Below are 24,354 nucleotides of genomic sequence, written 5' to 3'. Positions count from 1 at the left end.
GATCGGCACTCCGATAGAACCACAAGCGGTTACAGACCTCGTGGATCCACTGGATTCCCAGACCGTCGATGCTTGGCGCTGGTAGTTCCGGGTCGTGAACGGCGAGGTAGGGCAGCTTTGCCCAAGACACCTGCCAGCGCGAGAGGCTTTCGGCGGCGTGCTGGCTGTCCGACCCGATGGATTGAGCCTCAGGTTCCGGTGCCACTGTTTCGTTCGAGTCGTCCGTACTCTCATTGATACTCACGCGCGACCTCCTCTTGGAAGAGGCGAGCGTACAGCGTCCTGGCGGTTCTCGGCTTGCCGTCTCCGGCCGCCGCCAGACCACGCGTCGGACAACCGAAAATCCCGCGCGTACGGCGCATCCTGGGCCGCCGTTGTAGCGGAAGTAAGAATTTCAGCCCTGCAAGGTGGCGATGGCCTTCTCGATGCGCCGTTGACGCGTGTCGGGCTTCTTCGCGCTCTCGATGGCGTGCACGTGCTCGCGCTTGCGGCTGTAGGAAAGGTCGTCGTACGCGGCGCGGGCAACGGGGTCGGCGTCCAGAGCTTCGGCGAAGTCCGGTGGTTCGACGACGACACGAGGCTGGGTGTCGAGTTCGACCTCGACCTCGATTTCCTCGCCGATCTCGACACCCGCGGCCTGCCGGTTGGCGTTGCTGAGGCCGAGCAGGTAGCGGCCGCGCATGAGGGCGACCCGGCTCTTCCAGGAATGCCCGTTGATCGTGATCGTCACCGGTGGCCGTGCGCCCTCGCCGAGCGCGGCTACCACCTCGGGCGGAACTTCCAGGCCACGCATGGGCTCGGGCGGTTCGACGTGGGTCCGGAACTTCATGAGCCTTCTCCTGTTGTTCTGCCGCTGGTCAACTTGTGGGCTCAGGCCGTGGCTTCCCACATGAACCCGTCCGGGTCGGTGAACGAACCAATGCCGCTGTCCATCACGATGCGGTGCGATCCGCTGCCTTCCGGCGACATCCCGGCGTCCTTGGCGGCGGCCTTGCGTGGATACATCGCCAGGGTCACCGGCGAACCCGGGTTGGCGAACTCGGCGTACTTGCCGCCGAAGCTCTTCGCGACCGTGAACCCGCGATCGACGTAAAACTGCTTGCTGGCCTTGACATCTGCCACGCCGAGCAGCAATACGAGGTTGTCGATCTCGCGAGTGAACGGTCCGACGTCCTTCTTGTTGGAGGTGTCGACCTTCCAGATCGTGCCTTCGGGTGCTTGCAGGACCGCGCCGTATCCCCACAGGCTCTTCTTGGCCGGTTTGACGATGGTGAACCCGGCTGTGAGGGCGGTGATGACGAGGCTGTCGACCGCGGAGGGCTGGGAGACGACCAGTGACAGCAGGAATCCGCGGAATCCGGTGCTGGGTGTCTGCGAGGCGCGGAACCCGATCCGGTCACCGAGCCCGAAGGCGGACTCGTAGATCGCGGCGGCGGCTCGGGGGTCGGCCACTTCGAGTTCGATGGTGATGTCGGTGCTGGTCTTCGTGGTGATTTCCATGTCCATAACGATAGGAACGGGCCACCCCGGTGCCATCCGTGCCGACCACGGAACCCACCACGGAGAATCCAGTAGGTGGTTCGTTGGTGGACCGCGGCGGCCCTGTCCCCATGACCGAGCAGAAGACCTTCGGGGTGTGCGCATGGAAATGACGTCGCTCTGGGAATCGGATCTGCGAGGCCGCGATCTCACGGGTGTTGTGCTGACTCGTAGGTAGATCGTAGGCGCTCGCGTGAACGCTGCCACCAGAACGGTCGACGGAGATCGCGATCTACAAATTGGCCCAGGGCGTGCGCGGTCATCGGCTACTGCTCAATTGGAATGACTATATCCGCAGCCTGGAAGGCAACTGCCCGAGCGGTGTTCAACCCAGCCGCGAACGTTAGCTGACACAGGGTGAGGGCGTGCGGGGTGTCGCGGTGGCGTCCGAGGGCGCCGCGTAGGGTCGCGACCCGGTAGGCGGCGGCGCTATTCCAGTGCATGACGATGGGTTCGGCGGTGGGCGTGGTGGAGCCGGGGTGAAAGAACCACAAGGCCATGTTGCCGCGGAACTGCTCGATGCCGGGCAGGCTCGCGGTGAACCGTTCGTTGGCGAGGACCACATTCCACAGCGGATCGAGGTAGGCGCCGGCGATCTCGCGGCGGTCGAGGTAGGTCAGTGTCGCGCGGACTCCGCCGCATGGTTGCCGCCGCCGACAGACAAACGAACATAGAGTTAGCCGTCATGCTTTACACATGGGTCGAGTCCGCTGGAGGCCCCCTGCTGATCGCCCCCGAACCTCCCGCTCGGCGAACGATAGGTAGCGGCCGCCGGGCCGGCTCCAGGAATACGGTGACATCCCGCCAGCATCGCGGAACCACCGACTGCCCTTGACCGGCGATACCCCCACTGCGACACCAGCTTCCGCTGGCAACAGACCCTCGGCGATCTTGTCCCAGAACAATCGCTCCACTGAGCGCTGCATCCCGGGAGCCCCCGGCGACCGCATCGGCGCTCGTCCGGTGACCTCCCGCACCCAGTCCGATCGCCTTCCCATACACCCTCCGTACCCTCGGGTGTTGCGACCACCGGTTGAACCTGAGCAATATACGTCGCTGGCTTTCACCGAAACGCTGCGAGGCTCGGGTATCGCCGGGTCTATCGGCAGCGTCGGCGATGCCCTCGATAATGCCCTCATGGAATCGGCGATCGGGCTTTACAAAACCGAGCTGATCGACTGGCACCCGCCTTTCACCGGCCGGGCAGAACTCGAACGGGAAACGGCATCGTGGGTGCACTGGTACAACACCCAACGCCTCCACTCGGCGATCGGATACCTACCGCCGACCGAATACGAACACCTCTACCATCAACAGACCATCTCAGCCGAGGTGGCCTGAACCCGAGTCTCTACCAGATCCAGGACGGTTCAAGGATACTGGGCGCGCGTGGCGGGATACGGGCCGTTCATCATGCTGTGGGGAACTGTCGTCATCGCAGGCTTCGGAGCGACGGTGTGGCTGGTGGTCATCGCCGTACTCGGTCTCTTCGCAGCTTCATTTTTCGATGACTATGTCAATTGACCCGCGAGGTGTCGCCGGACCTTCGCAGACGTCAACAGGGCGCCTTGGAACCCCCGGGTGCGGAGCTATGCCCGCGCGATCTCGCGCAGGTACAGGCACACCTCGTCGATCGCCTGTTTCGCTTGCGCGAAGACGCCGACTTCGGTGACGAAGCCGTGGAAGACGCCGGTGAACCTGGTCAGCGAGACAGGGACGCCTTCGCCCCGGAGCCGCGCCGCGTACGCCTCGGCATCGTCACGGATCGGGTCGACCTCCGCGGTCATGATCAGCGTGGGCGGCAAGCCGCGCAGTGACTCGGCGCGCATGGGTGCCGCGAGGTGATCGCCCCCCGGATGCTCCGCGCCGACGTACTGCTCCCAGCACCAGCGCGCGTCCGCGGCGCTGAGCAGCGGCGCGTCGGCGAATTCCGACCACGACGGCGCGGTGAATGTGTCGTCGACGGCGGGGTAGGCGAGCACCTGCGCCACGGGGAGGGCGCTGCCGCGTCGGTGCAGGCACAGGGCGGCAGCGAGATTGCCACCCGCGGAGTCGCCGCCGACCGCGATCCGGTCCGGGTCGATGCCGAGCTCCGGCGCTGTCCGGGTCAGCCACGCGAAGGCGTCGACGCAGTCTTCCAGCGCTGCCGGGTACGGGTTCTCCGGAGCCAGGCGGTAGTCGAGGGATACGACCGTCCAGCCGGAGCCGGCGGCGATCGCGCGGCACAGCTCATCGGCCCCGTCCAGGGTTCCCAGGACGAAACCGCCGCCGTGCAGGTACACGAGGGCGGGTGTGGCGCGGCTCGATGTGGCGCTGTCCGCGCGGTATAGGCGAGCCCCGATCGCACCCGCACGTGTCGGCACGGTCAATTGTTCGACATGGTCCAGCGGCGTGATCGGCTCGGCGGGCGGGGCGGTGTTCATCAGCGCCCGAGCGTGCACCGGCCCGAGCTCACGGATGGGTCTCGGCAGGGCCTGGCTGATCATCCTGGCCACGGCTGCGGCCTGGTCGTCGAGCAGATTCCACCAGGCGGGCGCGTCGTTGTTCATGGGAAGACCTCGCAAGTCGTTGACAAGAAGTGATCTGTGCCTCACCATCATAGTCATATGACTCAGACATATGACTGTGATTCACGCTCTATTCGGGGATTCGCTGTCGGCGGTGCACCGCGCACACGATCTCGTCGAATCGAAAGGACAACAATGATGACCGAAACGACGATCGGCCCCGCTGCGCGCGGGGCCGACACGGTCGGCGGGGTCGACATTCGGATCGAGGACGACGCGAGTCCGATCGTCCGGCTGATCGGCCGCACCATCGCCGATTCCGTCCGCGCCAACGGTGCGGACTTCGTCTCCGGGGCGAGGGAAGGCACGGTCGCCGTTCGCTCCCACGACACCCCGCAGGCCGCGACGATCACCATTTCCGACGGTGCCGTCGCGGTGTCGAGCGGTGTGTTCGTAGAGCCGGACCTCACCATGACCGTCGACCTGAACGCGCGATTCGCCCTGGCCGGCGAGCCCGTCGGCGCCGAGGATCTCGCCGCGGTGGCGCTTGCCCTGCTGTCGCCACCGCTGCCGGAATGGCGGGTCGCCGCGGAGCGGTTCTGGGCCGCGGCCCGGTCGGTGCCGGGCATTCCCGACGTGCTCGTCGTGATCGCGGCGGGCCCCGACGGGTTGGCGGAGCATGTCGTCGGCGACGGCGAAACCCACTACGTGATCGCAGGCCCATCGGAATTGCTGGCGGGCATCTTCGCGGGCGCCGACGACCTGATCGCCGCCATGTCAAGCGGTCGGATCGGCGTGCGCGGCACGCTTTCTCAGCTGTCTGTGCTGGTCGCCGCATCCTGGAAGGTTCGTTACGATGTCTGAGATCACCACCGCCCCTGCGGATATGGGCGCCGCCGTACACACGGTCCGGCTGGAGGCCACCAATCACGAGGGTTGCTTCCTCGGCAAGAACGTCGCGCCCAAGAAGTTCGCCGCGAGCGCGGCCTCGGGCTTCGCGATGGCCGATCTACTGTTCGGCCTCGACCTGGGCAACGCGCCGACCTTCGGCTTTCCCTTCCCCGACTGGCGTGGACACGTGTCCGATGTGCAGTTCCGGCCCGACATGTCGACCCTCGTGCAGTGGCGGCCAGGTCTGCAGTCCGTGATCGGTGACTACTGGCAGACAGACGGCACCCCGATCGGGATCTGTCCGCGCAATCTGGCCCGAAAGCTGGTCGACCGACTGACAACGCGCGGTTTCACCGCCACCATCGCGGTCGAGATCGAGGCGACCCTGTTCCAGGAGTCCATCCACGAGGCCCGTGCCAAAGGATATCGCGATCTGACTCCGCTCGGCGGTTCCGCGGGCACCGCGTACCACCTTGCGAGGTCGAAGGACTGGGTCGACTACATGTCCGCGGTCGCTCGGCGTCTCGACGAGATCGGCATCGAGTGGGAAGCGTGGAGCGACGAGGACGCGGCGGGCCAGGTCGAACTCAATCTGCTTCCCGGCGACCCGATCTCGGTGTGCGACAACTGGGCTCGCGCCCGGCAGGTGATGCGCGAAGTGGCCTTCGAGCTCGGTCACACCGTGACCTTCATGGCCAAGCCGACCGCAGGATACGGCCAGGCCTCGCACGTCAACCTATCCCTCCAACGCGACGGGATCAACGCGTTCCACGCCCCGGACGGGCCGTCGTCGACGATGCGCCACGCGGTCGGCGGCCTCCTCGCGACGATGCGGGGCGCGACATCCGTCATGCTCCCGCAGATCACCTCCTACCGTCGCCTGGTAGACCTGAGCGGCCCGCCGACCACGGTCACGTGGGGCATCGCCAACAAGAGCACCGCGGTGCGCGCGGTGTGCGGACACCCGGCCTACTCCCGACTCGAGTACCGACTCCCCGGCGCCGACGCAAACCTGTACCTCGCGGTCGCGGCCATTCTCGCCGGGGTGATCGCCGGCCTCGACGGCACGCTGGAGCCCCCCGAGCCGGTCAGCGACCTTGCCTGGTGTGTGCCCGATCTGGAGCGACTGCCGGACACGATCACCAAGGCGGCCGCCGCGCTCGAGACCGATCCGATCCTGCGCGAGCAGCTCGGTGACGAGTTCGTCGACTACTGGGTCGGCACGCGGCGGTGGGAGTGGATGCAGTTCCACACCACGGGTGGTGATCCGTCAGCCGAGCTCTCCGAATGGGAGTCGGCCCGATACTTCGAGTTCCCGTGATGGTGGGGGCCGTCCGGCCGATGATCGGCACCACCGGCCGTCGGGTTCGGCTGCGGCTGGTCGAGGGGTTGGACCACCGTTACGGTCATCTGTTCACCGACACCTTCATGTCCGACTTCTCGGAACGAATCGCCAGGGCAGGCGGAGTTCCGGTGAACCTGCCTTACGATGCCGATCCGGATGCGCTGTGCCACTGGCTGTCCGGTGTGGTCGTCACCGGCGGGCAGGACGTTCATCCCGCGTACTGGGGCGGCGATCTGTCGGTGGTCCGTGACGTGGATCCGCGAGATGATCCGATGGTCCACGACGCAGAACGCGACCGGTTCGAGATCGCGCTCGTGCGCGCCGCCCTCGACCGGAAGATCCCCGTCCTCGGGGTGTGCCGCGGTCTGCAGGTCCTCAACGTCGCGCTGGGCGGCACCCTGATCCCGCATCTGCCGCCCGGCTCCGTCGAGCATCTGTCGACGTCGCCCCCGCTCACCGACGGCGCCGACGACCACAAGGTGACGTTCGAGCCCGGTTCGATCGCGGAACGGATCTTCGGCGCGAGCACGGTGACCAACTCGTGGCACCACCAGGCGGTCGATCGCTGCGGCACCGGCCTGATCGTCACGGGGCGCACGGCCGACGGCGTGGTGGAAGCGGTCGAGCTGCCGGGGATGCCGGTGCTCGGTGTCCAGTGGCATCCGGAGTGGATGGAGCGCGAGGATCCGGCATTGAGCTGGATCGTCGCCGAGGGGAGCAGGCGAATCTGATCCGGGAAAAGACTGTGGGCCGCCATCGAAGGTGGCGGCCCACAGTTCTTCCGGGTCGGTGCGACATCAATTCCCGCTCATCCAGGACATCAGTGAACGAAGGTTTTCCTCGGGCGCGGCTTCCGGGGCCTGGACCATGGGCCCGGAGTTGAGATGGACGGCCATCCAGGCGTCGAGCGCACCCACGGTGAGCTCGGCCTGCCGCTGGGCCGCGGTGCGGTCGGTGAACACCAACCAGTTGAGTGCGAATCCGTCGGACAAGGTGGACACCATGTAGGTCAGCGCGTCGACAGTGTCCGGGCGGATCGCCTGGCCCGACTTGGTCGAGGCGGCCTCGAGGATCATCCGCATGGTCGCGAACGCCTCGTTGTAGACCATCTCGCCCTGCTTGTCCTCTTGGCGCCGGGCCCAGCTGATCAGCTCGATGATCGCCGCGCCCAGGTCCGGGTTCGTCAGGTACCACTGCAGCACACCGCGTAACAGAGCGCGTGCGCTGGTCTGTACGTCGCCGCGGACATCGTTGCGCGTCAACACTTCCCGATACTGCCCGGCGACGTACTCGAAGACGGCCGCGAACAGTGCCTCCTTCGTGGCGAAGCAGTAGTGCAGCGTGGCCAGCGGGGCGTTCGCCTCCTGCGCGATGCGGCGGGTGGTCGCGCCGTCCACCCCATGAGCGGCGATCATGCGCACGGCAGCGGCCACCAGGTCGGCGCGACGTTCGGCGGAGGGGATGCGAGCCATGCGTTACTCCTATCGAATTCGATATGAACAATTGATCAAGTCAGGTCTCACACTATCAGCCGGGGCGGCAGGCCATCAGCCGACAACCGAGGGGGCGAACGGCGCAGTTAGTCATTTGCCTTGATCAAATGACTCAGTCGAGCTACCGTTATGACTGGCATCACAAGCCAGCTCGCCTTGCGGCCGCGCTCGCCACTGGCGTCAGCGCTCACCCCGGCTCACCACCGCCGCCTGAGAAACACCCGAAGAGGACGACGTGATCCAAGTCGAATCAGTCCACCCCGAACGTGCGATCGCACTCGATCGCCTGGCTATGGACCCGCCGCTCGACACCCTCGTCGACCTCCTGGCACGCCAGGCCGTGCGCGCTCCCGACCGTGAATTCCTCCGGTTCGAGCAACGGGCATGGACCTTCGGTGAAGTCGACGACTGGACCTCGCGCCTCGCGCAGCGACTGGTCGCCGAGGACGGCGTCCGCCGAGGCGACCGGGTCGCGATCATGCTGCCCAACGTGGTGCAGTGGCCGATCGCCTGGTTGGCGATCCTCAAGGCGGGCGGGATCACGGTGCCGGTGAACTCGTCCTATCAGCGGGCAGACCTCGAATTCGTGCTCCGCGATTCCGGCGCCAGGGTGATGTTCACCGACGCGGCGCACGCCCCGCTCGTCGAAGAGGTGCGCACCTCCAACAGCGATCTGATCGATGTCCGGATCATCGAAGCCGCGTCGCCCGGGGACCTAACGCGATACCCGGCGGACCGGCCCGCCGTCGACATCACAGGCGCGACGCTGGCGAACCTCCAATACACCTCAGGGACAACGGGATTCCCCAAGGCATGCATGCTGACCCACGACTACTGGACCCGGCTGGGGTGGGTCTGCGCGAACGCGGCTGGTCTCGGGCCCGACGACGTGGCCCTTACCTCGCAGCCGTACTCCTACATGGACCCACAGTGGAACACCGCTCTGTCCCTCACGATCGGCGCGCCGCTGGTCGTGCTACCCCGGTTCTCCGCCTCGGGTTTCATGGCCGACGTCCGCAGGCACCGGGCCACGTTCTGCTACGTCCTCGGCTCGATGCCGACTCTGCTGTTCAAGCAGCCACCCAGTCCTCAGGACCGCGACAATGATCTGCGCATCGTGCTGTGCTCGGCCATCCCCGTCGCGCTCCACGCGCAACTCGAGCAACGGTGGGGCGCGCCGTGGCGGGAGATCTTCGGGATGACCGAAACCGGAGTCGACCTGGTCAGCCTCCCCGAGAACACCGCCGACATCGGCAGTGGGCGGCTGGGGCAGCCGGTTCCCACCAAGCGGGTGCGGGTTGTCGACCCGCGGGGCCGCGAAGTCGCCGAAGGCGGAGCAGGCGAACTGATCACCTCGGGCAAACCGATGATGCTCGGCTACTGGAACCGGCCCGAGGAAACCGCGCAGGTCCTACGCGACGGCTGGCTGCACACCGGCGATGTCGCGGTCCGGGAAGCAAGCAGCTACCGCTTGGTGGGCCGGATCAAGGACATGGTCCGGCGCGGCGGGGAGAACATCGCCGGCGCCGAAGTCGAACGGGTTCTCGAACGCGACGACAGCGTCACCGCGGCGGCGGTCGTCGGCGTGCCGGACGAGTTGTTCGGCGAGGAAGTCAAGGCCTTCGTGCAACTGGCCCCCGGCATCGAGGAGAGCCGGGCCACCGCCGAGCAGATCCTCGACCGCGCGCGAAACCAGTTGGCGCGCTTCAAGATTCCTCGCTACGTGGAGTTCGTCGCCGACTTCCCGCGCACGCCGTCCGAGCGAGTGTCGAAGCCTGCGCTGAAGGCGCGCGCCGCCGAGCGCCCCGGCACCACCTACGACCTGCAACCACCGCGCGAGGACAACTGAGGAACCGCACATGACCGACAACTACTTGGACGTGCACATCGATGCGGACGTCGCGGTGCTCACCCTGAACCGCCCAGCGAAGCTGAACGCGCTGGACGTGGCCACCCGGGTGCTGCTCGCGCAGACCATCCGCCGGTTCGGCACGGGTGAGCTCGTGCGCGGGATCGTCCTCACGGGCGCGGGACGCGCCTTCTCCGCCGGCGAGGACCTGCAGACGCTACCGGCGACCTACGACGAGATCCGCGAAGCCTTCGCGACCTTCCACGACATCACCCGCGCGATTCTCGAGACGCGGATCCCCGTGGTCGCGGCCGTGAACGGGATCGCGGTCGGCGGCGCTTCGGAGCTGACGCTGTGCTGCGATTCACGGATCGGCAGCTCGGACGCCGAGTACTTCCAGCCGGAGAACCACCGCGGGATCATCATTTCCAACGCCTCGAGCTTCCTGATGGGCCGCCTCGTCGGCAACCACGCGATGCGCATCATTCTCGGCTCGCATCGGATCGGCGCGAACGAGGCGCTGCGGATCGGGCTGCTCGACGAGATCGTTGCCCCGGAAACGCTGGTGGACCGCGCGGCCGAAGTGGTCCGGCAATGGAACTCCGATCCCCGTATCACCGCACTGCACCTGGGTCTGCTGCGGCCGCGCCCCGAAGACATCGAGGCGGCGTTCGCCCGCGAAGACGACGCCGCCCGCCGGTCCTGGGAGTCCGGCGCCTTCAGCGAAGGCATCGAGCGCTTCTGGACATCGAAGAACGCGACGCCGTCGGCGCCCGCATAGCGCAATCGAGATCGGAGACGAAGATGATCACCACCGAAGCGGCACTCCTCACCGCGCTGAACGAACCGCTGGAATTCACCGAGATCCAGGTCGACGATCCGGGGCCCGGAGAGGTCCGCGTCGCGGTCTCCAACGTGGGTCTGTGCCACAGCGACCTGCACTACATGACCGGAACCGTGCGCGCCGAACTGCCCGTGGTGGTCGGGCACGAGGTGGCGGGCGTCGTCGAATCGGTCGGCTCCGCGGTGAGCTCGTTGCGTCCAGGTGACCGCGTCGTCGGCGCCCTCACGCCCTCGTGCGGGTTGTGCCGCAACTGCCAGGTCGGGCACTCGACCCAATGCCAGCGCGTCTCCCGGATCCGGCAGCGGCCCCGGCCCGCCTTCCAACTGCCCGGCGGCCAGGTCGTCGAGCGGCTCGGGGACGTCGGCGCGTTCTCCCGCCACACCCTCATGCGGGAGAACTCGCTGGTGCAGATGCCCGACCAGGTGGGACTGCACGTGGGCTGCCTGCTGTCGTGCTGCATCATCACCGGCGTCGGCGCCGTGTTCCGCGGCGCCCAGGTGCGCCCCGGCGCAACCGTCGCCGTAATCGGTTGCGGCGGTGTGGGTTCGGCCATCATTCAGGGCGCGCGGCTCGCCGGCGCCTCGGCGATCGTCGCCGTGGATCTCGACGGCGCCCGGCTCGCCGCAGCGCGGACCTACGGCGCCACCCACGTCGTGAACGGCGCGGCCGATGTCGCGGCCGAGATCAGAAACCTCCTCGGCGACGGCGTGGACTACTCGTTCGAGGCCGTCGGTTCCGCGCGGACGGCGGCGAGCGCGCTGGCGGTCCTGCGAGCCACGGGTACCGCATGCCTCGTCGGCATCGCACCCGACGGCACCGACCTGGCGCTCCCGGCCTCGGATTTCTTCTTCGGTGAGAAGCGCCTGATCGGCTCCTACATGGGCTCTGGTCAGGCGCAAGAAGATATCGCACAGTTCGCCCGGCTCTACCTGCAGGGCCGCCTGCTGCTCGACGAGATGGTCAGCGACGTGATCCCGTTCCGCGAGATCGACAAGGGCTTCGAGGCGATGAAATCGGGAGAGGTGACCCGCATCGTCGCCGATCTCACCGTGTGATCACCCCGAATCTGTTCCCCACCTGAGCACGGAAGGAAGTCGCAGATGTCGAATGCGTCACTGCCCCAACCGATCAACTACATCGCCGACGAGTGGTCCGAGTGTGCGACGATCCCGGACGCCTGGAACCTCGACCCCAACACCGGGCAACCCGTGCACCGCACCGTCACCACCAGCCCCGCCGACGTGGAGCGGGCCCTGCGCCATGCCGAACGGTCCTACGGCTTCGAACGCTGGGACGACGCGGCCGGTGCGGAACGCGCCGCTGTCATCGAGCGCGCGGCCGACATCGTCGAGTCCCAGATCGAGGACATCGCCCGCACCGATGCACTCACCAGCGGCGTTCCGATCGCGAAAGCCCGGATGATCGCGCAGTTCCTGCCGCACCGGATCCGTTCCGCGGCCGCTGATCTGCGCGCCATCCCGCGGCGCATTGCGCTGGCGGCCGGTGGCCGTGACGTGCGGCTCTACAAGGTTCCGTGGGGGCCCGCGGCCATCCTCACCCCGTGGAACGGCCCCAGTTTCATCCCCGCCGCGAAGATGGTGAGCGCGCTTGCCGCCGGGTGCCCCGTGATCCTCAAGCCGTCCGAACACGCGCCGAGCAGCGCCCAGATCATCGTCGAGAGCTTCGTCGAGGCGGGGCTGCCCGATGGCGCGCTGCAGCTCGTCCACGGTGCGGGCGACGTGGGCGCGGCGATCACCGGCGATCCCCGGGTGAAAATCGTCTCCTTCACCGGTGGCCCGAACGCCGGTCGCGCGATCGCCCGCGCGGCCGCGGAGGACTTCAAGGTGCTCCAGCTCGAGCTCGGCGGCAACAACCCGGCCCTCGTGCTGGAGGACGCCGATATCGCCGTGGCCGCCGACGGGATCCTCGACGGGATGACCAAGCTCAACGGCCAGTGGTGCGAAGGTCCCGGAAAGGTGCTCGCGCACAGGACTCTTGTCGAACCGCTCCTCGAGGCGCTGCTCGACCGCATCTCCCGTATCGAGGTCGGGCACTCGCTCGACGAGGACACCCAACTCGGCCCGATCTCGAACGCCCCGCATTTCGCCACGCTGCTGAACCGCATCGATGGGCTGCGGGCCAACGGCGCCACCATCCATCAGCCCACGAAACTCCCCGAACTCGACGGGTTCTTCCTGTCGCCAACGGTCGCTTCGGGAGCCGACGCGTCAGTGGCGACCGCCGAGCTGTTCGGGCCGCTGGTCAGCCTGCACGCCGTGGAGTCCGACGAGGACGCCCTGCGCGTGGCCAACGCCGACCCGTCGGGCCTGGACGCCTACGTGTTCGGCAGCGACCTGGACCGCGCCATCGAAATCGGCTCACGGGTGCTGTCGGGCGAGGTGCGCGTGAACGGCGCGAAGATCGCCGATCTGGCCGACGGTTCGGCACAAAGCTTCTGGGGCTCCGCGGGAATCGGCGGCCACGCCCCCGGGGAGTCCGTGCGGGTGTTCTGCGGCGACCGCGTAGTCGGCGTCGATTCTCCCGACCTTCCCCTGTAACGACCAACCTTCGACGAAAGCGGCAATCGCTATGAATTCCACCTCCACTTCGGACACCGGGGTCGTCGACGTCATCGGCGTCGGCGCCGGCTTCACCGGCCTCTACCTCGCGCACCGGCTCACCGGATCCGGATGGACCTTCGCCGGTTTCGAGGCCGGGCCGAGCGTCGGCGGCACCTGGTTCTGGAACACCTATCCGGGCGCGCGCTGCGACGTGGAGAGCATCTACTACTCGTACTCGTTCGACGAAGCGCTTCAACAGGAATGGACGTGGAGCCAGCGGTTCGCCCCGCAGGCCGAGATCCTCGGCTACCTCGAGCACGTCGCCGACCGCTTCGACCTGCGCAAGCACTTCACGTTCAACACCCGCGTGGTCGGTGCGACGTGGAACGCGGCCGACCGGCTGTGGGAGGTGCGACTGGACAACGGCCAGACCCGGCGCAGCCGCTACCTGATCTCGGGTGCGGGCGGGCTGTCCACCCCCAAAGACTTCGACGTGCCCGGCCTCGCGAACTTCACCGGCCTGCAGGTGTCCACCAGCCGGTGGAACATCTCGCTCGACGACCTCGCGGGCAAGCGCGTCGCCGTGATCGGCACCGGATCCTCGGGCGTGCAGGCCATCCCGCTGATCGCGCAGGTCGCCGAGCATCTCACGGTGTTCCAGCGCACCCCGAACTACGTCATGCCCGCGCGCAACGCCGCACTCTCCCCCGAGCAGGTCGCCGCCGTCAAGGACGACTATGTGGCGATCCGTGAGGAGTGCAGGCACTCGCCCGGCGGCATCCCCGATCGCCCCGTCACCGACAACGCCTTCGACGTCTCGGACGAGGAGCGACGACGACGCTACGAGGAAGCCTATGAGCGCAGCGGCTTCCAGGGCGTCGGCGCCGAGTTCGCCGACCTGCTCATCGACCCCGAGGCGAATCGGACCGCGTCCGAATTCATCCACGACAAGATCCGCGAGATCGTAAAGGATCCGGCCACCGCGGAGCTGCTGGTGCCCAAGTACCACCCGCTGGGCGCCAAGCGCAGCTGCTTCGGAACCGACTACTACGAGACCTACAACCGGCCGAACGTGTCGTTGGTTTCGCTGCGTGACGAGCCGATCGAGACGATGACCGAGAACGCGATCGTCACCGCGAAGGGCACCTACGAGGTGGACGCCGTGGTGCTGGCCATCGGGTTCGACGCCTTCACCGGCCCGCTGTACGGGCTCGATCTCACCGGCGCTTCCGGCAAGAAGCTGCAGGAGGCCTGGCACGACGGCATCCGGTCCTACCTCGGCATCATGGTCGCGGACTTCCCCAACTTCTTCATGGTCGGTGGCCCGCTCAGCCCCGCGCTGGTGAGCAACGTGGTGGTGACGATCGAGCAGGCCGTCGACTGGATCGCCGATCTCATCGAGCACGCCCGCGACACCGGTGCCACGCTGATCGAGGCCACCACCGAGGCCCAAACCGAGTGGGTGGACATCACTGAGGCGACCGTCGCCCCCACGCTGTTCGCCACGACCGACTCCTGGTACCGCGGCTCCAACATCGAGGGCAAACCCAACACCTTCATGGGCTACGTGGGCGGTGTCGGCAAATACCGGCGCATGTGCACCGAGATCGCCAAGCGCGGCTACCCCGGCGTCGAGATCGACGGCGAAGCGCAGTCCCGCGCTCTTGGCCCCATCCACGAGGAAATCGCATGAGCAAGGCAATCCACCGGCGCTATGTCGCCTTCTCCGAGGCGCACTACGCGGGCAATCTCGTCGACGGCGCCTACGCTCTGAAGCTTTTCGGCGACGTCGGCACGAACCTGTCGATCGAACTGGACGGCCACGAGGGCCTGTTCGCCGGCTACTCGTCCGTCGAGTTCCTCGTCCCGGTGCGTGGCGGTGACGTCGTCGAGGCCGAGGCGAGGCTGGTGAAAAAGGGAAACCGCAGCCGCACAGTAGATTTCGAGCTTCGCGTGATCTGCCGCGGCTGCGATGACTCCGGCCGCGCGCAGGTCCTGGAGCCGCCCCTGGTCGCGGTCCGCGCACGCGGCACCGCGGTCATCCCCGCAGACCAGGGGGAGTAGTTGCATGGAACTGATCTACGACACCGGCTGGGCCGAACAACCTGCCATCGTCGAACAGCCACTGATCGGTGACATCGACTGCGACGTGGTCGTGATCGGCGGTGGAGGCGGCGGTATGTCGGCCGCGCTGCGTCTCGCCGAGAAGGGCGTCGACGTGGTGCTGCTCGAGGCGAAGACACTCGGCTGGGGCGCCACCTCCCGCAACGCCGGATATATCACGAACTCGATCGCCGCCGATCCGGAGCTGCTGGGTTTTCTGCTGAAGCGCGAGCGGCTGCGCTCCCTGTACCGGTACGCCGAGAACGCGGTGCATTTCGCCGAGGACGCCGTCGCGCACCACGGGATCGACTGCGACTACCGGCGAGAGGGCATTGTGATGGCCGCCGTTTCCAAGGGGCAACTGCGGCATGCGCGCCGAAACGCTAAGGTCATGGCAGAGGCCGGATCGTCGGCCGAATTCGTCGAGGGCCGGGCGGCGGGGCTTCCGGAAGGCTTCCTGGGCGGAGTGCGCGAGGGCGTCGGCGGCACGCTGAACCCGGGTGAGTTCGTCCTAGGTCTGCGGGCCGCGACGATCAGGTCCGGCGTGCGTGTCCACGAGCACACACTCGCCCGCGACGTCACCGACACCGGAGACGGCGTCATCGTCGAAACCCCGAACGGAAGGGTCAGGGCTCGCAAGGCGCTGCTGACCGCCAACGCCTACAGCGCAGGCCTTTCCATCACGCCGAAGAACCTCGCGACCCCGGTGTGGACTTCCTTGGTCGAGACCGAACCCGTCGCACCCGAGCGACTCGACGAGATCGGCTGGACCAGCCGCGCCCCGATGGTCACGCTGCACATGATCATCGAGAGCTACCGCGTCACTCCACGCGGCACCATCGTTTTCGGCACCCGCCGCGTGCAGGCCGGCCGCAACCCGCTGCCGGAGCGCACTCCCGCGCCGCACGTCGCCGACGACCTCGTCCGCGGATTCCACGAGCGTTTCCCCGGCCTGCGCGACATCACACCGCAGAAGGCCTGGGGCGGCTGGATCGGGATGAGCTCCACCTGGCTCCCCGTCGCCGGTGAGGCTTCCGACAACGTGCTCTACTCGCTGGCCTGCAACGGCCACGGCTTCGCCCAAGCGCAGTACGTGGGCCATCTGCTCGCCGACCGGATCGGTGGCGCGCCGCTACACCCCGACCTGGCGGCGATCTGGCACGGCCGCAAGCGATTCCGGCTCAGCTTCGTCAGCGGCCCCGCGCTGTACGCGGGCTGGCTCGCCGACCGCGCCGCCGACCGCCTGGCAGCCCTCACGAAATGACCATCGGCGCAACCCGCCGTCCAAGGAGAAAATCATGTCCATCAAAGAACTGCTCTTCGCGGTCGCAGACATCTGGATGATCGCCGTCGGATTCACCTACGGGATCAAGTTCATCCGCAACTACAAAAACTACCTACTCGGCATCGAGTGGATCATCGTCGCGACGTCGGGTACGAACTTCCTGATCTACGGTCTCATCAAGGCCGGCCACGACAGCCCGATGTACGCCGTCGCCTACTTCCTCGACGCCTTCTCCCGGTCCATCGGCATCACGCTGATCCTGGTCCTCGGGCTGATGACGGTCACCCACCGGTACAAACCGTCCGCGGCGGTGGACATCGGTGCGTTCGCCCTCGCGGCCGTGGTGGGCTTGCTCCTCAGCCAGTTCGCCGAGGAGATCGGCACCCCCGGCAAGATCTTCTACATCGTGGTCAACGTGCTCACCACGATCTTCCTGATCTACTTCGTCAAGCGCCTGTGGGACATTCGCGAGCGCGGGCACGCCGTGTGGACCGCCGTCGCCACCGCCTGCGGATTCGTCATCGCCGCGATTTACGACTTCGTCCACATCCCGGGCGACGACGCGGAGCACACGATCTTCTACGTCTTCGCGCTGTCCACGTGGGGCCTGCAGATGTTCGCGTACTACCGCGCCTACCAAGCGTTCGACGCCTACACCAAGCGCGTCGACGCCCAAGCGGTCAGTCCCAGCGCTCCGGCTACGGCTTGAGCCGCGCCGTGCCACAGAGCCCACCTGAAACCCCTGTGGGTGATGTGTTGATCAGCGGCGATGTCGCCTCCGCGGGGCCTCGAATCGTCGCTGATCGGCGACCGGGGGTGGTCGCCGGAGCGTCCCTTTTGATCGACCTAGAGTCAGGAACCGAAATGACAAGGCACGAAGTGCATGAAGAGACTACCGAGGTGGTCATTGTCGGCGCCGGGATGTCGGGGCTGATGGCGGCCACGACGCTGGCGCCGGAAACCGACGTAGTCGTGCTGGAATCCACCGGTCGCACGGGTGGACGAGTCGAGACCATCCGGCTGGGCGATTACTGGATCAACGTCGGCACCCAGTTCACCGAGGGCACCGGCACGCTGATCGATGCCCTCGACCGGCACGGCATCGAGATGGGCTCGCTCGCAGGCAAGAGCATCGCGCTGTACTTGAACGGGGGAGTGGTCGACACATCGAATCCCGTCGCGCTCATGTTCCGCACCCGGATGACCATGATGGACCGTCTCGGGATGGCCGTCGTCGGTGCACGCATCCTCTCGGTCATGCCGTTCCTGGAGTCGCCGAGCCGTATCGCGCAACGGGTTCGCGCCAAGCTCGACACCAGGCTGGCGTCGTACCTACTGAAGGGTGTCCGGTCGGAGTTGGCCGCCGCCGTCGTCCGGTCGTGGTCAGCGCAGTGGATGGGATGCGAGGTGGAGGAGACGGCCGCCACCCAGTTCGTCACGTCGGTGGGCCTCGCGCTGGCCGACCCGGAGAAGATCCCGAACTTCTCGCTGCCGGTGGGTGGCAACCAGACGTTGACCGACGTGCTGACGGAAGATCTCGGAGGCCGGATCCGGCTGAACTCTGTGGTGCACTCGGTGCGGCAGGACGGTGACGGCGTTGTCGTCGACTATCACGACGGTGACCGGCCTGTGCGGTTGCGGGCGGAGCGTGCGATCGTGACCACACCCGCCGATATCGCCGAGCGGATCATCCCGGACCTTCCACAGCAGCACCGGAACGCTTTCAACGACATCACTTACGGCCGGTACGTGATCGTCGGATTCTTCACCGAAGAAGTCGGGCCGCAGCGTTGGGATCACTATTTCGGCGTCTCGACGCCGCAACTGTCATTCCAGGCGATGTTCAATCACGCCGCGGCGATGCGGAAGGGCGACGATCGTAAGCCGGGTGGAGCACTAGCCTGTTTCGCCGGCGGCGCCAAGGCCGACTCTTTGTTCGACCTCAGCGACGAGGAGATCGTGTCGCGATTCGCACAGGACCTGCTCACAGTGTTCCCCGAGCTGGAAGGGCAACTGGGCGAGGGCATCGTGCGGCGGCACCGCCGGGTCGTGCCCTTCTGGGCGCCCGGGCGGAGGAACTCGCTTCCGACGTTGCGTGATCCGCTCGGAAGCATCTACCTCGCCGGCGACTACCAGCTCGATCTGCCTTCGCTCGCCGACGCAGCCACGTCGGGCGAACGAGCGGCGAACGCCGTACTGACGAGCCTGGGCCGACTGCGATAGACCAGGACCACGCGCATCCCACCAGCGAACTGCACCTGGCAGGCACCGCCTTCAACCGCATGAAGATCCACAAGCCGGCCCCGCCGGCCTGATGCACCACCTGCCAGACCCCGCCCACCCGAAGGCGTTCTGGTGAAAGCGTTTCACAGCCTCCACACCTCGAAGACGCAGCGATTCTGCAACAGCCTCTACCACCTCGAGATCAGGCGGGTGATCTGCTCGACCGACGCCATGGAATCGCTCAACGTCCACTACCGGCGTGCGATCGAGGCGCGAGGTCATTCCTCACCGAGCAAGCCGCCCTGAAATGCCTGTATCCGGTGACTCGTTCGCTCGACCCGACCGGTGCCGGTCGGGCACGATGGATGATGCGCTGGAAGCCAACGGTCAACGCGTTCGCGATCACCTTCGCCGACCGCTTGCACCGCGTCCTCCACCCTGACAGCGGAGCAAATCGGTCTCAGGCGAGCGGTCCGTAGTATGTCGCAGGGGGTCCCTGTGAACTATCGGGATGGTGCCGGTGTCGGCCGCTCAATCGGGCTCTGTATCGGGGAGATACCGGGCCCAATCGTTCTGGGCGTATCGGGACCGCCGTTCGGCGGTGGCCGGGCTGACACCCAGCAGGTCGCTGACCACGGTGACCGGGATGTCGGCGAGGATGGCGATCATTGCGGTGTCGCGGGCGACCTGGATCGAAAGTCCGGGCGGCGGATCGCGCTGCTGGTCGAGGCCGCCCGCCTGAGCCGCAGCGACCCGGTCGCCGCCTACACCCCGCTGCGGCCTTCGCTGTATCGGAATGCGGTGCGCATGGTTCGTATCGGAATGCGGTGCGCATGGTTGGGGTGGGCGTTCTCCATCAAGTTTCTCTACTTCGCCGGTGGTGGCCGCGCCGACTACCCTCGCTGCATCATCGATGACAGCGTCGGCGCCGCGTTGCGAGCGGCCGGCTGGGCAGGGCTGAGCGGCAGCGGATGGAGCCCGAGGCCGGTATCTGCGTTTGCTGCACAGAGCGCGGTTTGCACCCGCCCCAATCTGAGGACGCTCCTAGATGGCCCTCGGCTGGGTGATATCAGCGCAGTGCTCGCTGCGGGAGATCCGGCCGATAGATCGACTTGCGGAAACGGTGAGTAGAGGCGTGCTACACCCCTTCGCTTCGCAATCGGCTTCTCAAAACAGCCGCGGCGCGGCGGCCGCGGCGCCCACATCCGGCAGGCTTCCTGTGGCGGCATGTCCGTCCAGCGCCCAGAGCCGTCCCTCGTGGACTGCAGCCCTGTCCAGGTTGGACGCGTCATCGTCGAGCATCAGCCGGCTGCGGCTGCCGGCCCATCCGCCGGTCCATCGAGGCATGTCGGCATGGCATGCGACAGTGAGATCGACGTGGTCGATGGCGACGTAGTGCCGAAGACTGATACGGGGAGATGGTGTGGGATACGGGATCATGCCGTACGCGGTGGATGTCGAGGTGCTATCGGCGCCCTCCGCGCATACCGGCGACCCGCAGGGCTTTTTCGACTGGATGGTGGATGTCCATCGGGCCACGACTTGCTCTGAGGCCGTCCGGACGGCATTGCGGGAGCTGTTCTTTTCCGAGGAGCACAGCGGCAGCGACGGCGCGCCCTATGGGATGGCGTTGCAGATTCTGTGCGCGCGGTTCGGCGGCGCTTTGAGCAACCGGGCCTGGTATCCGATCAGTACCTCGTGGTTCGACAAGGTCGGCGACGTCCTCGACGGGCTGGGTATCGACCTCGATCCCCATCATCTGGCCTTCTCCGGATCCCCGATCTCCCTGCCGGAGATCGAGGACTTCCCGGCTATCGGGCACTTCACCCGCGCCGAGCTGGAGCCGGTCGCCCGCGCGTTCGCGGCCGCCGACCTGTCGGGGATCGGAGATGAGGAGCTCTTTGAATCAGTGACCGAGCTACGCGACTGGGTCCACTGGTGCGTCGACAACGACCTCGACCTGGTGAGCTTCCACTACTGATCGGGCCCGCACCGTGGTTCATATCCGCCAGGAGTCCAGGGCACTGGTGTCGAAATCGCTGAGCGTCAGGCCTGCGGTGAGTTGATCGAAGCGGTCCAGCAGGTCGTCGAGCTCGTCGAGGATCGGCTGGGTGCGCCAGCGAGCTGCAACGCCACGCATGTAGTAGTCGGCGGTCCGGCCACTCGTTCTCCGGCAGTGTCAGGTGGGTGTTGTAGGTGCGCAGGGTGCCCTCGGACAGGCGGGCGCGGACCTGGGGGACGTACTCGGCGAAGGTCGGCGCGTCGGGTGGGGAGGGGAGCAGGTCGCCCGGTGCGATGCTCATCTGCCGTAGCAGCAGCCGGTTCGCGGCGATGTCTCCGTCGTGGCGGTCGCGGTGGCGCTCATCGGCCGGTCTCGCTGGCTTCCCAGGCGCGCCGGCCGAGTCCCTCTCTCTGCGTCTTGTCGGGGCCGGTAGCGGGCGGGTTCTCCGATGACGACGGCGTCGAATCCTCGGTCGGACTGCTCGAGCAATTCGAGCACCTCAGGCTTCGGGGCCGGCGTTTCCCACGGAATTGAGCACGAAGGAACCGACTCCTTACCGGTTCCAGGGACCTCCAAACCGGGTGGCGCGGGCAGGATCAATGTGGTGGGGGTTGTATTGCGCCGGGTTTGGTGAAGGTGAACTGCATGACGTTGAGGTGGCCGTGGCGGAAGTGGTCGGCGCACTCGGTCAGATAGCTGATGTAGGCGTTGTAGGTGTGTTGCCCGGCCAGTTCGATCGCCCGGTCGCGGTGCTCATGCAAAGAGGTGGCCCAACTGTCCAGGGTGGTGGTGTAGTGGGATCCCAGTTCCTGAATGCGGGTGAGGGTGAATCCGGCGTCCTGCGCGTACTCGTTGATCCCCCTGGGGCTGTGGCCGGTCGATCGTGGGAGCTGGCTACTCGGGAAGACGGTGCCGCGCAGGAACGCGAATTCGGCTTCGGTCGTCAGGGCCGGTGCCTGGTGCGCGTCCGCGTGATTCAAGTCTTGGGCGACGACGGTTTGTACCAGCAGCACTCCGTCGTCGGGCATCATCCGGTAGGCGAAGTCGAAGAAGGCGGGGTATCGCTGGCGGGGGATGTGTTCGAGCGCGCCGATGCAGACGATGCGGTCTACAGGGCGGTCGAATTGTTGCCAGCTTTGCCGTCGCACACCGCCGTAGGGGCAACCGCGGACGAGCCGATCGACGAGGCGGTCGCGTACGTACCGGTGCTGGTTGCGGTGGGGCGTGAGCCCGATCGCATTGACGCCGTAGCTGTCCATGGCGCGCAGCATGGTCGAACCCCAGCCGCAGCCGACGTCGAGCAGGGTCATCCCCGGTCGCAGATCGCATTGGCCAGCGCAAGGTCGATCTTGGCGGACTGGGCTTGTTCCAGGGTGTCGTCCGGGTGAGTCCAGTACGCGCAACTGTAGGTGCGAGTCGGGTCGAGGAACTGCGCGAAGAACTCATCGGGTAGCTGGTCACGGGACGGGATCTGACGGTCGAAGAGGGCGTAACCGGTCATGGTGCGGATCTTCCTTGCATGCAGGGCCGAATCGTGTCGGTGTCGGTGCCCTCCCGCCACACAGGCTGAGGTCGGACCGCCCTTCGGGGCGCGAATGTCTGCGAGTCGCCGATCGGGCGGCTGTGGGTGCCCTAGATCGGGTGGCATCCGGATCCGAGACTACAGATCTCACAGCTATGCCAAACAGTGCGTGAGCAACATTTAACCAGGCAGTAACTGTAATGCTCGTCAAAGAGACGCCGGTGCGCGGCGAGCACGAAGCGCGGTCTTGTCCGGGTTATTGGCCCGAGCTCGTTGCAGGCTGCCCGCGGCGGATCGGGCTCAGGTTCACGCCGTGGCGGTCGGGGCGGCGGCGCGACCCCGTTGTGGACATCGGGGTAGCCGCCGACATCGAACTGATCGGGTTCAGCAACAGCAACCGTGACCCGTTTCTCCAGACCTGGACGCTGCGGCAAACAGTGGCGGAATGGATACGCTGCGTGCGGCGCGATCTCGAGACCGCGGCGGCGCTCGAAGCGCTCACTCGAGTTGTTGCGACGTCCAAATTCGGTGCCGCACGCTTCGCTCACCTGGCGTTGCGAGCGCCAGACCGGATTCTCACCAGGTACAGGTCCAGCAGAAGTGGCCTATACCCACGGACGACCGGATACGTGACTTGCTCGTACACCCCCACGCTGAACAGGATAGGCCTACCCTGGCCTCCCTGACGGTCGGGTTGATGCTGCCGTGGCAGCAGTCTGTGTGCATCAATCGATCAATTCTCGACAGGTGGCCAGCCGTCGGGCACATCATTAGCCACGACGACGCCCTGCAAATCGGATGCACCTCAACGGCAAGGGCGGGCGCCCGCGCGTGGTCGACGCCGACAAGCGCCGCGCGATCCTGGCCCGCCACCCGACAGTCGCTGCGCGAGATCGCACGCGGCGTCGGCATCAGCCTCGCCGTCGTGCACGGCGAAGTGAAAGCCGCTCAACTGGGAACTGCGCCCACCACGGAGTGACCACTCGAAAATGTTTGATGTCGATGCCCCGGTGTATGATTCGTGACAACTGCGAAGGCCGCGGGTTCGAGTCCCGTCACCTCCACTCATGGGGGTGTAGCTCAGTCGGTAGAGCAACGCATTGACCACAGGGCACCCGATGCCCAAGCAGAAAGGCCCCGCCAGCTGGCGGGGCCTTTCGCATCGATACGGTCTTTGAACTGGAAGCATCGTTGACCAAGAAAAGAGCGGCTGACGATGACTGACTCCGTGGCACCGCATCCCGGTCTCAGACGACGCCCCTCGCCAGGTGGGCCCATGACGCGCAGGCCCAGGTCTCCTTCTTGCCGACATCACTGGCATCAATCCTGGACACAGGATTCGGTCGGGTCGTCGGACCCCTCCTTTGGACGCAACCGGCACTGGCTTCTGGCTCGCCGCGCGCTGACCCCGAACAAGAATGGCGAGCTCGACATCGCCTATTACCTCTGCTACGGACCGGCCACCTCGCGGCTGGTGGACCTGGTCTGGACCGCCGGGTCCGGCTGGCACGTGGAAGAGGCGTTCCAGCAGGCCAAGAACGAGGCGGGGCTCGACCACTACCAGGTCCGCGACTATCGGGCCTGGTACACGCCCACATCACCTTGTCCATGCTCGCGCTGGCCTACCTCGCCGCCTCGAACGCTATTGCCGCAAAGAGGGACTCGGTTACCAGCCCGCAGACATGATCGCCCTGACGTTACCCGAGATCCGCCGCCTGCTCGTCGCGCTCGTCCTCACCCCCCATCCACGGCGTCGATCACATCTGGGCCTGGTCCCACTGGCGACGCCGCCGCCAACACCAGGCCCGCTTATCGCACTACCGCCGCGGCCACCCACTCGACTGATCCGAGAGTGCCGTTGCAGTACTGCGCGAAACCGACTGCAGAGAGTGCCCGATCAGTCCCGCGCGGCGGCTGAGCGCCGCCCTGTTGACCCTGCTTATCCGCGCCCGCCACGCGGCCGTCTTTGTACATGTCTGCGCGTCAACCGCACTCGCCCACTAGAACATTGCTCGATTGTGATCGAAGACGCGCTATCCCGCCCGATCCTGAGAACTATCCGTAGCGGCCCAAAGGTTTGGGCTGTGCAGCCCCGCTAGCCGGCGAACCCGGGGCACAGGTTGGTGGTGGCGGCGCTGACGAAGAGCACGCCCTGGTGGAATTGGTAGGTGGTCTCGACCGCGGAGATCT

The 24,354-nt window shown here is 66.6% G+C and carries 22 protein-coding genes and 5 pseudogenes; 18 read left to right on the top strand and 9 right to left on the bottom strand.

What is annotated here, in order from left to right; translation table 11 throughout:
- Window positions 1-394: 394 nt before the first annotated feature.
- The 4 genes and pseudogenes from ABZW96_RS31095 to ABZW96_RS31080 all read right to left on the bottom strand — a co-directional run.
- Window positions 395-829: a YdeI/OmpD-associated family protein gene (locus tag ABZW96_RS31095; protein ID WP_355079477.1), complete on the bottom strand. Its 435-nt coding sequence runs from the start codon at window positions 827-829 to the stop codon at window positions 395-397.
- 41 nt (window positions 830-870) lie between these two features.
- The gene (locus tag ABZW96_RS31090) at window positions 871-1,500 is read right to left on the bottom strand and encodes a glyoxalase (protein ID WP_355079476.1); all 630 of its coding nucleotides are present in this window, start codon (window positions 1,498-1,500) and stop codon (window positions 871-873) included.
- Between the two features lie 305 nt (window positions 1,501-1,805).
- A complete protein-coding gene (locus ABZW96_RS31085; protein WP_355079575.1) occupies window positions 1,806-2,159 on the bottom strand; it encodes a hypothetical protein in 354 nt (117 codons plus the stop codon).
- Window positions 2,160-2,279: 120 nt separating this feature from the next.
- Window positions 2,280-2,537 (bottom strand): annotated as a pseudogene (locus ABZW96_RS31080) (IS30 family transposase); the annotation flags it as partial.
- A 46-nt stretch (window positions 2,538-2,583) separates the two neighbouring features.
- Here ABZW96_RS31080 and ABZW96_RS31075 point away from each other — a divergent pair.
- Window positions 2,584-2,880 (top strand): annotated as a pseudogene (locus ABZW96_RS31075) (integrase core domain-containing protein); the annotation flags it as partial.
- A gap of 48 nt (window positions 2,881-2,928) precedes the next feature.
- Window positions 2,929-3,063 (top strand): hypothetical protein, encoded by a 135-nt coding sequence (locus tag ABZW96_RS31070; protein ID WP_355079474.1) that lies wholly within the window; start codon window positions 2,929-2,931, stop codon window positions 3,061-3,063.
- Between the two features lie 65 nt (window positions 3,064-3,128).
- Here the strand turns inward: ABZW96_RS31070 and ABZW96_RS31065 are convergent, their stop codons facing one another.
- On the bottom strand, window positions 3,129-4,088 hold the full coding sequence (locus ABZW96_RS31065) for an alpha/beta hydrolase (protein ID WP_355079472.1): 960 nt from the start codon (window positions 4,086-4,088) through the stop codon (window positions 3,129-3,131).
- 156 nt (window positions 4,089-4,244) lie between these two features.
- On the opposite strand from ABZW96_RS31065, the gene ABZW96_RS31060 reads away from it, so the two are divergent.
- Genes ABZW96_RS31060 through ABZW96_RS31050 form a run of 3 tightly spaced genes read left to right on the top strand, consistent with a single transcriptional unit; the run spans window position 4,245 to window position 7,013 of the window.
- Window positions 4,245-4,910: a hypothetical protein gene (locus ABZW96_RS31060; RefSeq protein WP_355079470.1), complete on the top strand. Its 666-nt coding sequence runs from the start codon at window positions 4,245-4,247 to the stop codon at window positions 4,908-4,910.
- Window positions 4,903-6,258: a glutamine synthetase gene (locus ABZW96_RS31055; RefSeq protein ID WP_355079468.1), complete on the top strand. Its 1,356-nt coding sequence runs from the start codon at window positions 4,903-4,905 to the stop codon at window positions 6,256-6,258. The genes ABZW96_RS31060 and ABZW96_RS31055 overlap by 8 nt, the downstream gene beginning before the upstream one ends.
- Window positions 6,258-7,013 carry a gamma-glutamyl-gamma-aminobutyrate hydrolase family protein gene (locus tag ABZW96_RS31050; protein WP_355079467.1) on the top strand — a complete coding sequence of 252 codons (756 nt, stop codon included), beginning with the start codon at window positions 6,258-6,260 and terminating at the stop codon, window positions 7,011-7,013. Before ABZW96_RS31055 ends, ABZW96_RS31050 begins: the two co-directional genes overlap by 1 nt.
- A gap of 66 nt (window positions 7,014-7,079) precedes the next feature.
- On the opposite strand, the gene ABZW96_RS31045 is transcribed toward ABZW96_RS31050, so the two are convergent.
- A complete protein-coding gene (locus ABZW96_RS31045; protein ID WP_355079465.1) occupies window positions 7,080-7,754 on the bottom strand; it encodes a TetR/AcrR family transcriptional regulator in 675 nt (224 codons plus the stop codon).
- Between the two features lie 256 nt (window positions 7,755-8,010).
- On the opposite strand from ABZW96_RS31045, the gene ABZW96_RS31040 reads away from it, so the two are divergent.
- The 11 genes and pseudogenes from ABZW96_RS31040 to ABZW96_RS30990 all read left to right on the top strand — a co-directional run bounded on the left by ABZW96_RS31040 (window position 8,011) and on the right by ABZW96_RS30990 (window position 19,771).
- Window positions 8,011-9,624 carry an AMP-binding protein gene (locus ABZW96_RS31040; RefSeq protein WP_355079463.1) on the top strand — a complete coding sequence of 538 codons (1,614 nt, stop codon included), beginning with the start codon at window positions 8,011-8,013 and terminating at the stop codon, window positions 9,622-9,624.
- A 10-nt stretch (window positions 9,625-9,634) separates the two neighbouring features.
- Window positions 9,635-10,405 (top strand): enoyl-CoA hydratase/isomerase family protein, encoded by a 771-nt coding sequence (locus ABZW96_RS31035; protein WP_355079462.1) that lies wholly within the window; start codon window positions 9,635-9,637, stop codon window positions 10,403-10,405.
- Between the two features lie 23 nt (window positions 10,406-10,428).
- Complete coding sequence (locus ABZW96_RS31030) at window positions 10,429-11,523, top strand: Zn-dependent alcohol dehydrogenase (RefSeq protein WP_355079460.1); 1,095 nt, start codon at window positions 10,429-10,431, stop codon at window positions 11,521-11,523.
- A gap of 45 nt (window positions 11,524-11,568) precedes the next feature.
- Window positions 11,569-13,026, top strand: a complete 1,458-nt coding sequence (locus ABZW96_RS31025; protein ID WP_355079459.1) for an aldehyde dehydrogenase — start codon at window positions 11,569-11,571, stop codon at window positions 13,024-13,026.
- A gap of 31 nt (window positions 13,027-13,057) precedes the next feature.
- Complete coding sequence (locus tag ABZW96_RS31020; RefSeq protein WP_355079457.1) at window positions 13,058-14,722, top strand: NAD(P)/FAD-dependent oxidoreductase; 1,665 nt, start codon at window positions 13,058-13,060, stop codon at window positions 14,720-14,722.
- Entirely contained in the window at window positions 14,719-15,093 is a 375-nt protein-coding gene (locus ABZW96_RS31015; RefSeq protein WP_355079455.1) for a hotdog domain-containing protein, read from the top strand. Before ABZW96_RS31020 ends, ABZW96_RS31015 begins: the two co-directional genes overlap by 4 nt.
- A 4-nt stretch (window positions 15,094-15,097) precedes the next feature.
- Window positions 15,098-16,396: an FAD-binding oxidoreductase gene (locus ABZW96_RS31010; protein ID WP_355079453.1), complete on the top strand. Its 1,299-nt coding sequence runs from the start codon at window positions 15,098-15,100 to the stop codon at window positions 16,394-16,396.
- Window positions 16,397-16,430: 34 nt separating this feature from the next.
- Window positions 16,431-17,126 carry a transporter gene (locus tag ABZW96_RS31005; protein WP_355079451.1) on the top strand — a complete coding sequence of 232 codons (696 nt, stop codon included), beginning with the start codon at window positions 16,431-16,433 and terminating at the stop codon, window positions 17,124-17,126.
- A gap of 155 nt (window positions 17,127-17,281) precedes the next feature.
- Window positions 17,282-18,640, top strand: a complete 1,359-nt coding sequence (locus ABZW96_RS31000) for an NAD(P)/FAD-dependent oxidoreductase (RefSeq protein ID WP_355079449.1) — start codon at window positions 17,282-17,284, stop codon at window positions 18,638-18,640.
- A 195-nt stretch (window positions 18,641-18,835) separates the two neighbouring features.
- Window positions 18,836-19,119, top strand: a pseudogene (locus ABZW96_RS30995) (transposase); the annotation flags it as partial.
- Between the two features lie 19 nt (window positions 19,120-19,138).
- Window positions 19,139-19,771 (top strand): hypothetical protein, encoded by a 633-nt coding sequence (locus ABZW96_RS30990; RefSeq protein ID WP_355079447.1) that lies wholly within the window; start codon window positions 19,139-19,141, stop codon window positions 19,769-19,771.
- Between the two features lie 36 nt (window positions 19,772-19,807).
- Here ABZW96_RS30990 and ABZW96_RS30985 read toward each other — a convergent pair whose 3' ends face one another.
- Window positions 19,808-20,080, bottom strand: a complete 273-nt coding sequence (locus tag ABZW96_RS30985) for a hypothetical protein (RefSeq protein ID WP_355079445.1) — start codon at window positions 20,078-20,080, stop codon at window positions 19,808-19,810.
- On the opposite strand from ABZW96_RS30985, the gene ABZW96_RS30980 reads away from it, so the two are divergent.
- A complete protein-coding gene (locus tag ABZW96_RS30980; protein ID WP_355079443.1) occupies window positions 20,079-20,621 on the top strand; it encodes a hypothetical protein in 543 nt (180 codons plus the stop codon). The genes ABZW96_RS30985 and ABZW96_RS30980 overlap by 2 nt on opposite strands.
- Window positions 20,622-20,639: 18 nt before the next feature.
- Here the strand turns inward: ABZW96_RS30980 and ABZW96_RS30975 are convergent, their stop codons facing one another.
- Both ABZW96_RS30975 and ABZW96_RS30970 read right to left on the bottom strand, forming a co-directional pair.
- Window positions 20,640-20,780: a hypothetical protein gene (locus ABZW96_RS30975; protein WP_355079442.1), complete on the bottom strand. Its 141-nt coding sequence runs from the start codon at window positions 20,778-20,780 to the stop codon at window positions 20,640-20,642.
- A gap of 458 nt (window positions 20,781-21,238) precedes the next feature.
- A pseudogene (locus ABZW96_RS30970) lies at window positions 21,239-22,143 on the bottom strand (class I SAM-dependent methyltransferase).
- A gap of 1,399 nt (window positions 22,144-23,542) precedes the next feature.
- On the opposite strand from ABZW96_RS30970, the pseudogene ABZW96_RS30965 reads away from it, so the two are divergent.
- Window positions 23,543-23,850: pseudogene (locus tag ABZW96_RS30965) on the top strand (IS701 family transposase); the annotation flags it as partial.
- Window positions 23,851-24,354 lie beyond the last annotated feature (504 nt).

This window comes from Nocardia sp. NPDC004168, assembly GCF_040610355.1.
Lineage (GTDB): Bacteria > Actinomycetota > Actinomycetes > Mycobacteriales > Mycobacteriaceae > Nocardia > Nocardia sichangensis.
This window is presented reverse-complemented; position numbering and strand designations above follow the sequence as displayed.

Bases quoted from the DNA above. Each gene is read 5' to 3' on its own strand.
- ABZW96_RS31005 (WP_355079451.1), top strand. From the start codon at position 16,431: ATGTCCATCAAAGAACTGCTCTTCGCGGTCGCAGACATCTGGATGATC.
- ABZW96_RS31065 (WP_355079472.1), bottom strand. From the start codon at position 4,088: ATGAACAACGACGCGCCCGCCTGGTGGAATCTGCTCGACGACCAGGCC.
- ABZW96_RS31055 (WP_355079468.1), top strand. From the start codon at position 4,903: ATGTCTGAGATCACCACCGCCCCTGCGGATATGGGCGCCGCCGTACAC.
- ABZW96_RS31015 (WP_355079455.1), top strand. From the start codon at position 14,719: ATGAGCAAGGCAATCCACCGGCGCTATGTCGCCTTCTCCGAGGCGCAC.
- ABZW96_RS31020 (WP_355079457.1), top strand. From the start codon at position 13,058: ATGAATTCCACCTCCACTTCGGACACCGGGGTCGTCGACGTCATCGGC.
- ABZW96_RS31060 (WP_355079470.1), top strand. From the start codon at position 4,245: ATGACCGAAACGACGATCGGCCCCGCTGCGCGCGGGGCCGACACGGTC.
- ABZW96_RS31000 (WP_355079449.1), top strand. From the start codon at position 17,282: ATGACAAGGCACGAAGTGCATGAAGAGACTACCGAGGTGGTCATTGTC.
- ABZW96_RS31030 (WP_355079460.1), top strand. From the start codon at position 10,429: ATGATCACCACCGAAGCGGCACTCCTCACCGCGCTGAACGAACCGCTG.
- ABZW96_RS31035 (WP_355079462.1), top strand. From the start codon at position 9,635: ATGACCGACAACTACTTGGACGTGCACATCGATGCGGACGTCGCGGTG.
- ABZW96_RS31010 (WP_355079453.1), top strand. From the start codon at position 15,098: ATGGAACTGATCTACGACACCGGCTGGGCCGAACAACCTGCCATCGTC.
- ABZW96_RS30980 (WP_355079443.1), top strand. From the start codon at position 20,079: ATGCCGTACGCGGTGGATGTCGAGGTGCTATCGGCGCCCTCCGCGCAT.
- ABZW96_RS30975 (WP_355079442.1), bottom strand. From the start codon at position 20,780: ATGCGTGGCGTTGCAGCTCGCTGGCGCACCCAGCCGATCCTCGACGAG.
- ABZW96_RS31090 (WP_355079476.1), bottom strand. From the start codon at position 1,500: ATGGAAATCACCACGAAGACCAGCACCGACATCACCATCGAACTCGAA.
- ABZW96_RS31095 (WP_355079477.1), bottom strand. From the start codon at position 829: ATGAAGTTCCGGACCCACGTCGAACCGCCCGAGCCCATGCGTGGCCTG.
- ABZW96_RS31050 (WP_355079467.1), top strand. From the start codon at position 6,258: ATGGTGGGGGCCGTCCGGCCGATGATCGGCACCACCGGCCGTCGGGTT.
- ABZW96_RS31025 (WP_355079459.1), top strand. From the start codon at position 11,569: ATGTCGAATGCGTCACTGCCCCAACCGATCAACTACATCGCCGACGAG.
- ABZW96_RS30985 (WP_355079445.1), bottom strand. From the start codon at position 20,080: ATGATCCCGTATCCCACACCATCTCCCCGTATCAGTCTTCGGCACTAC.
- ABZW96_RS31045 (WP_355079465.1), bottom strand. From the start codon at position 7,754: ATGGCTCGCATCCCCTCCGCCGAACGTCGCGCCGACCTGGTGGCCGCT.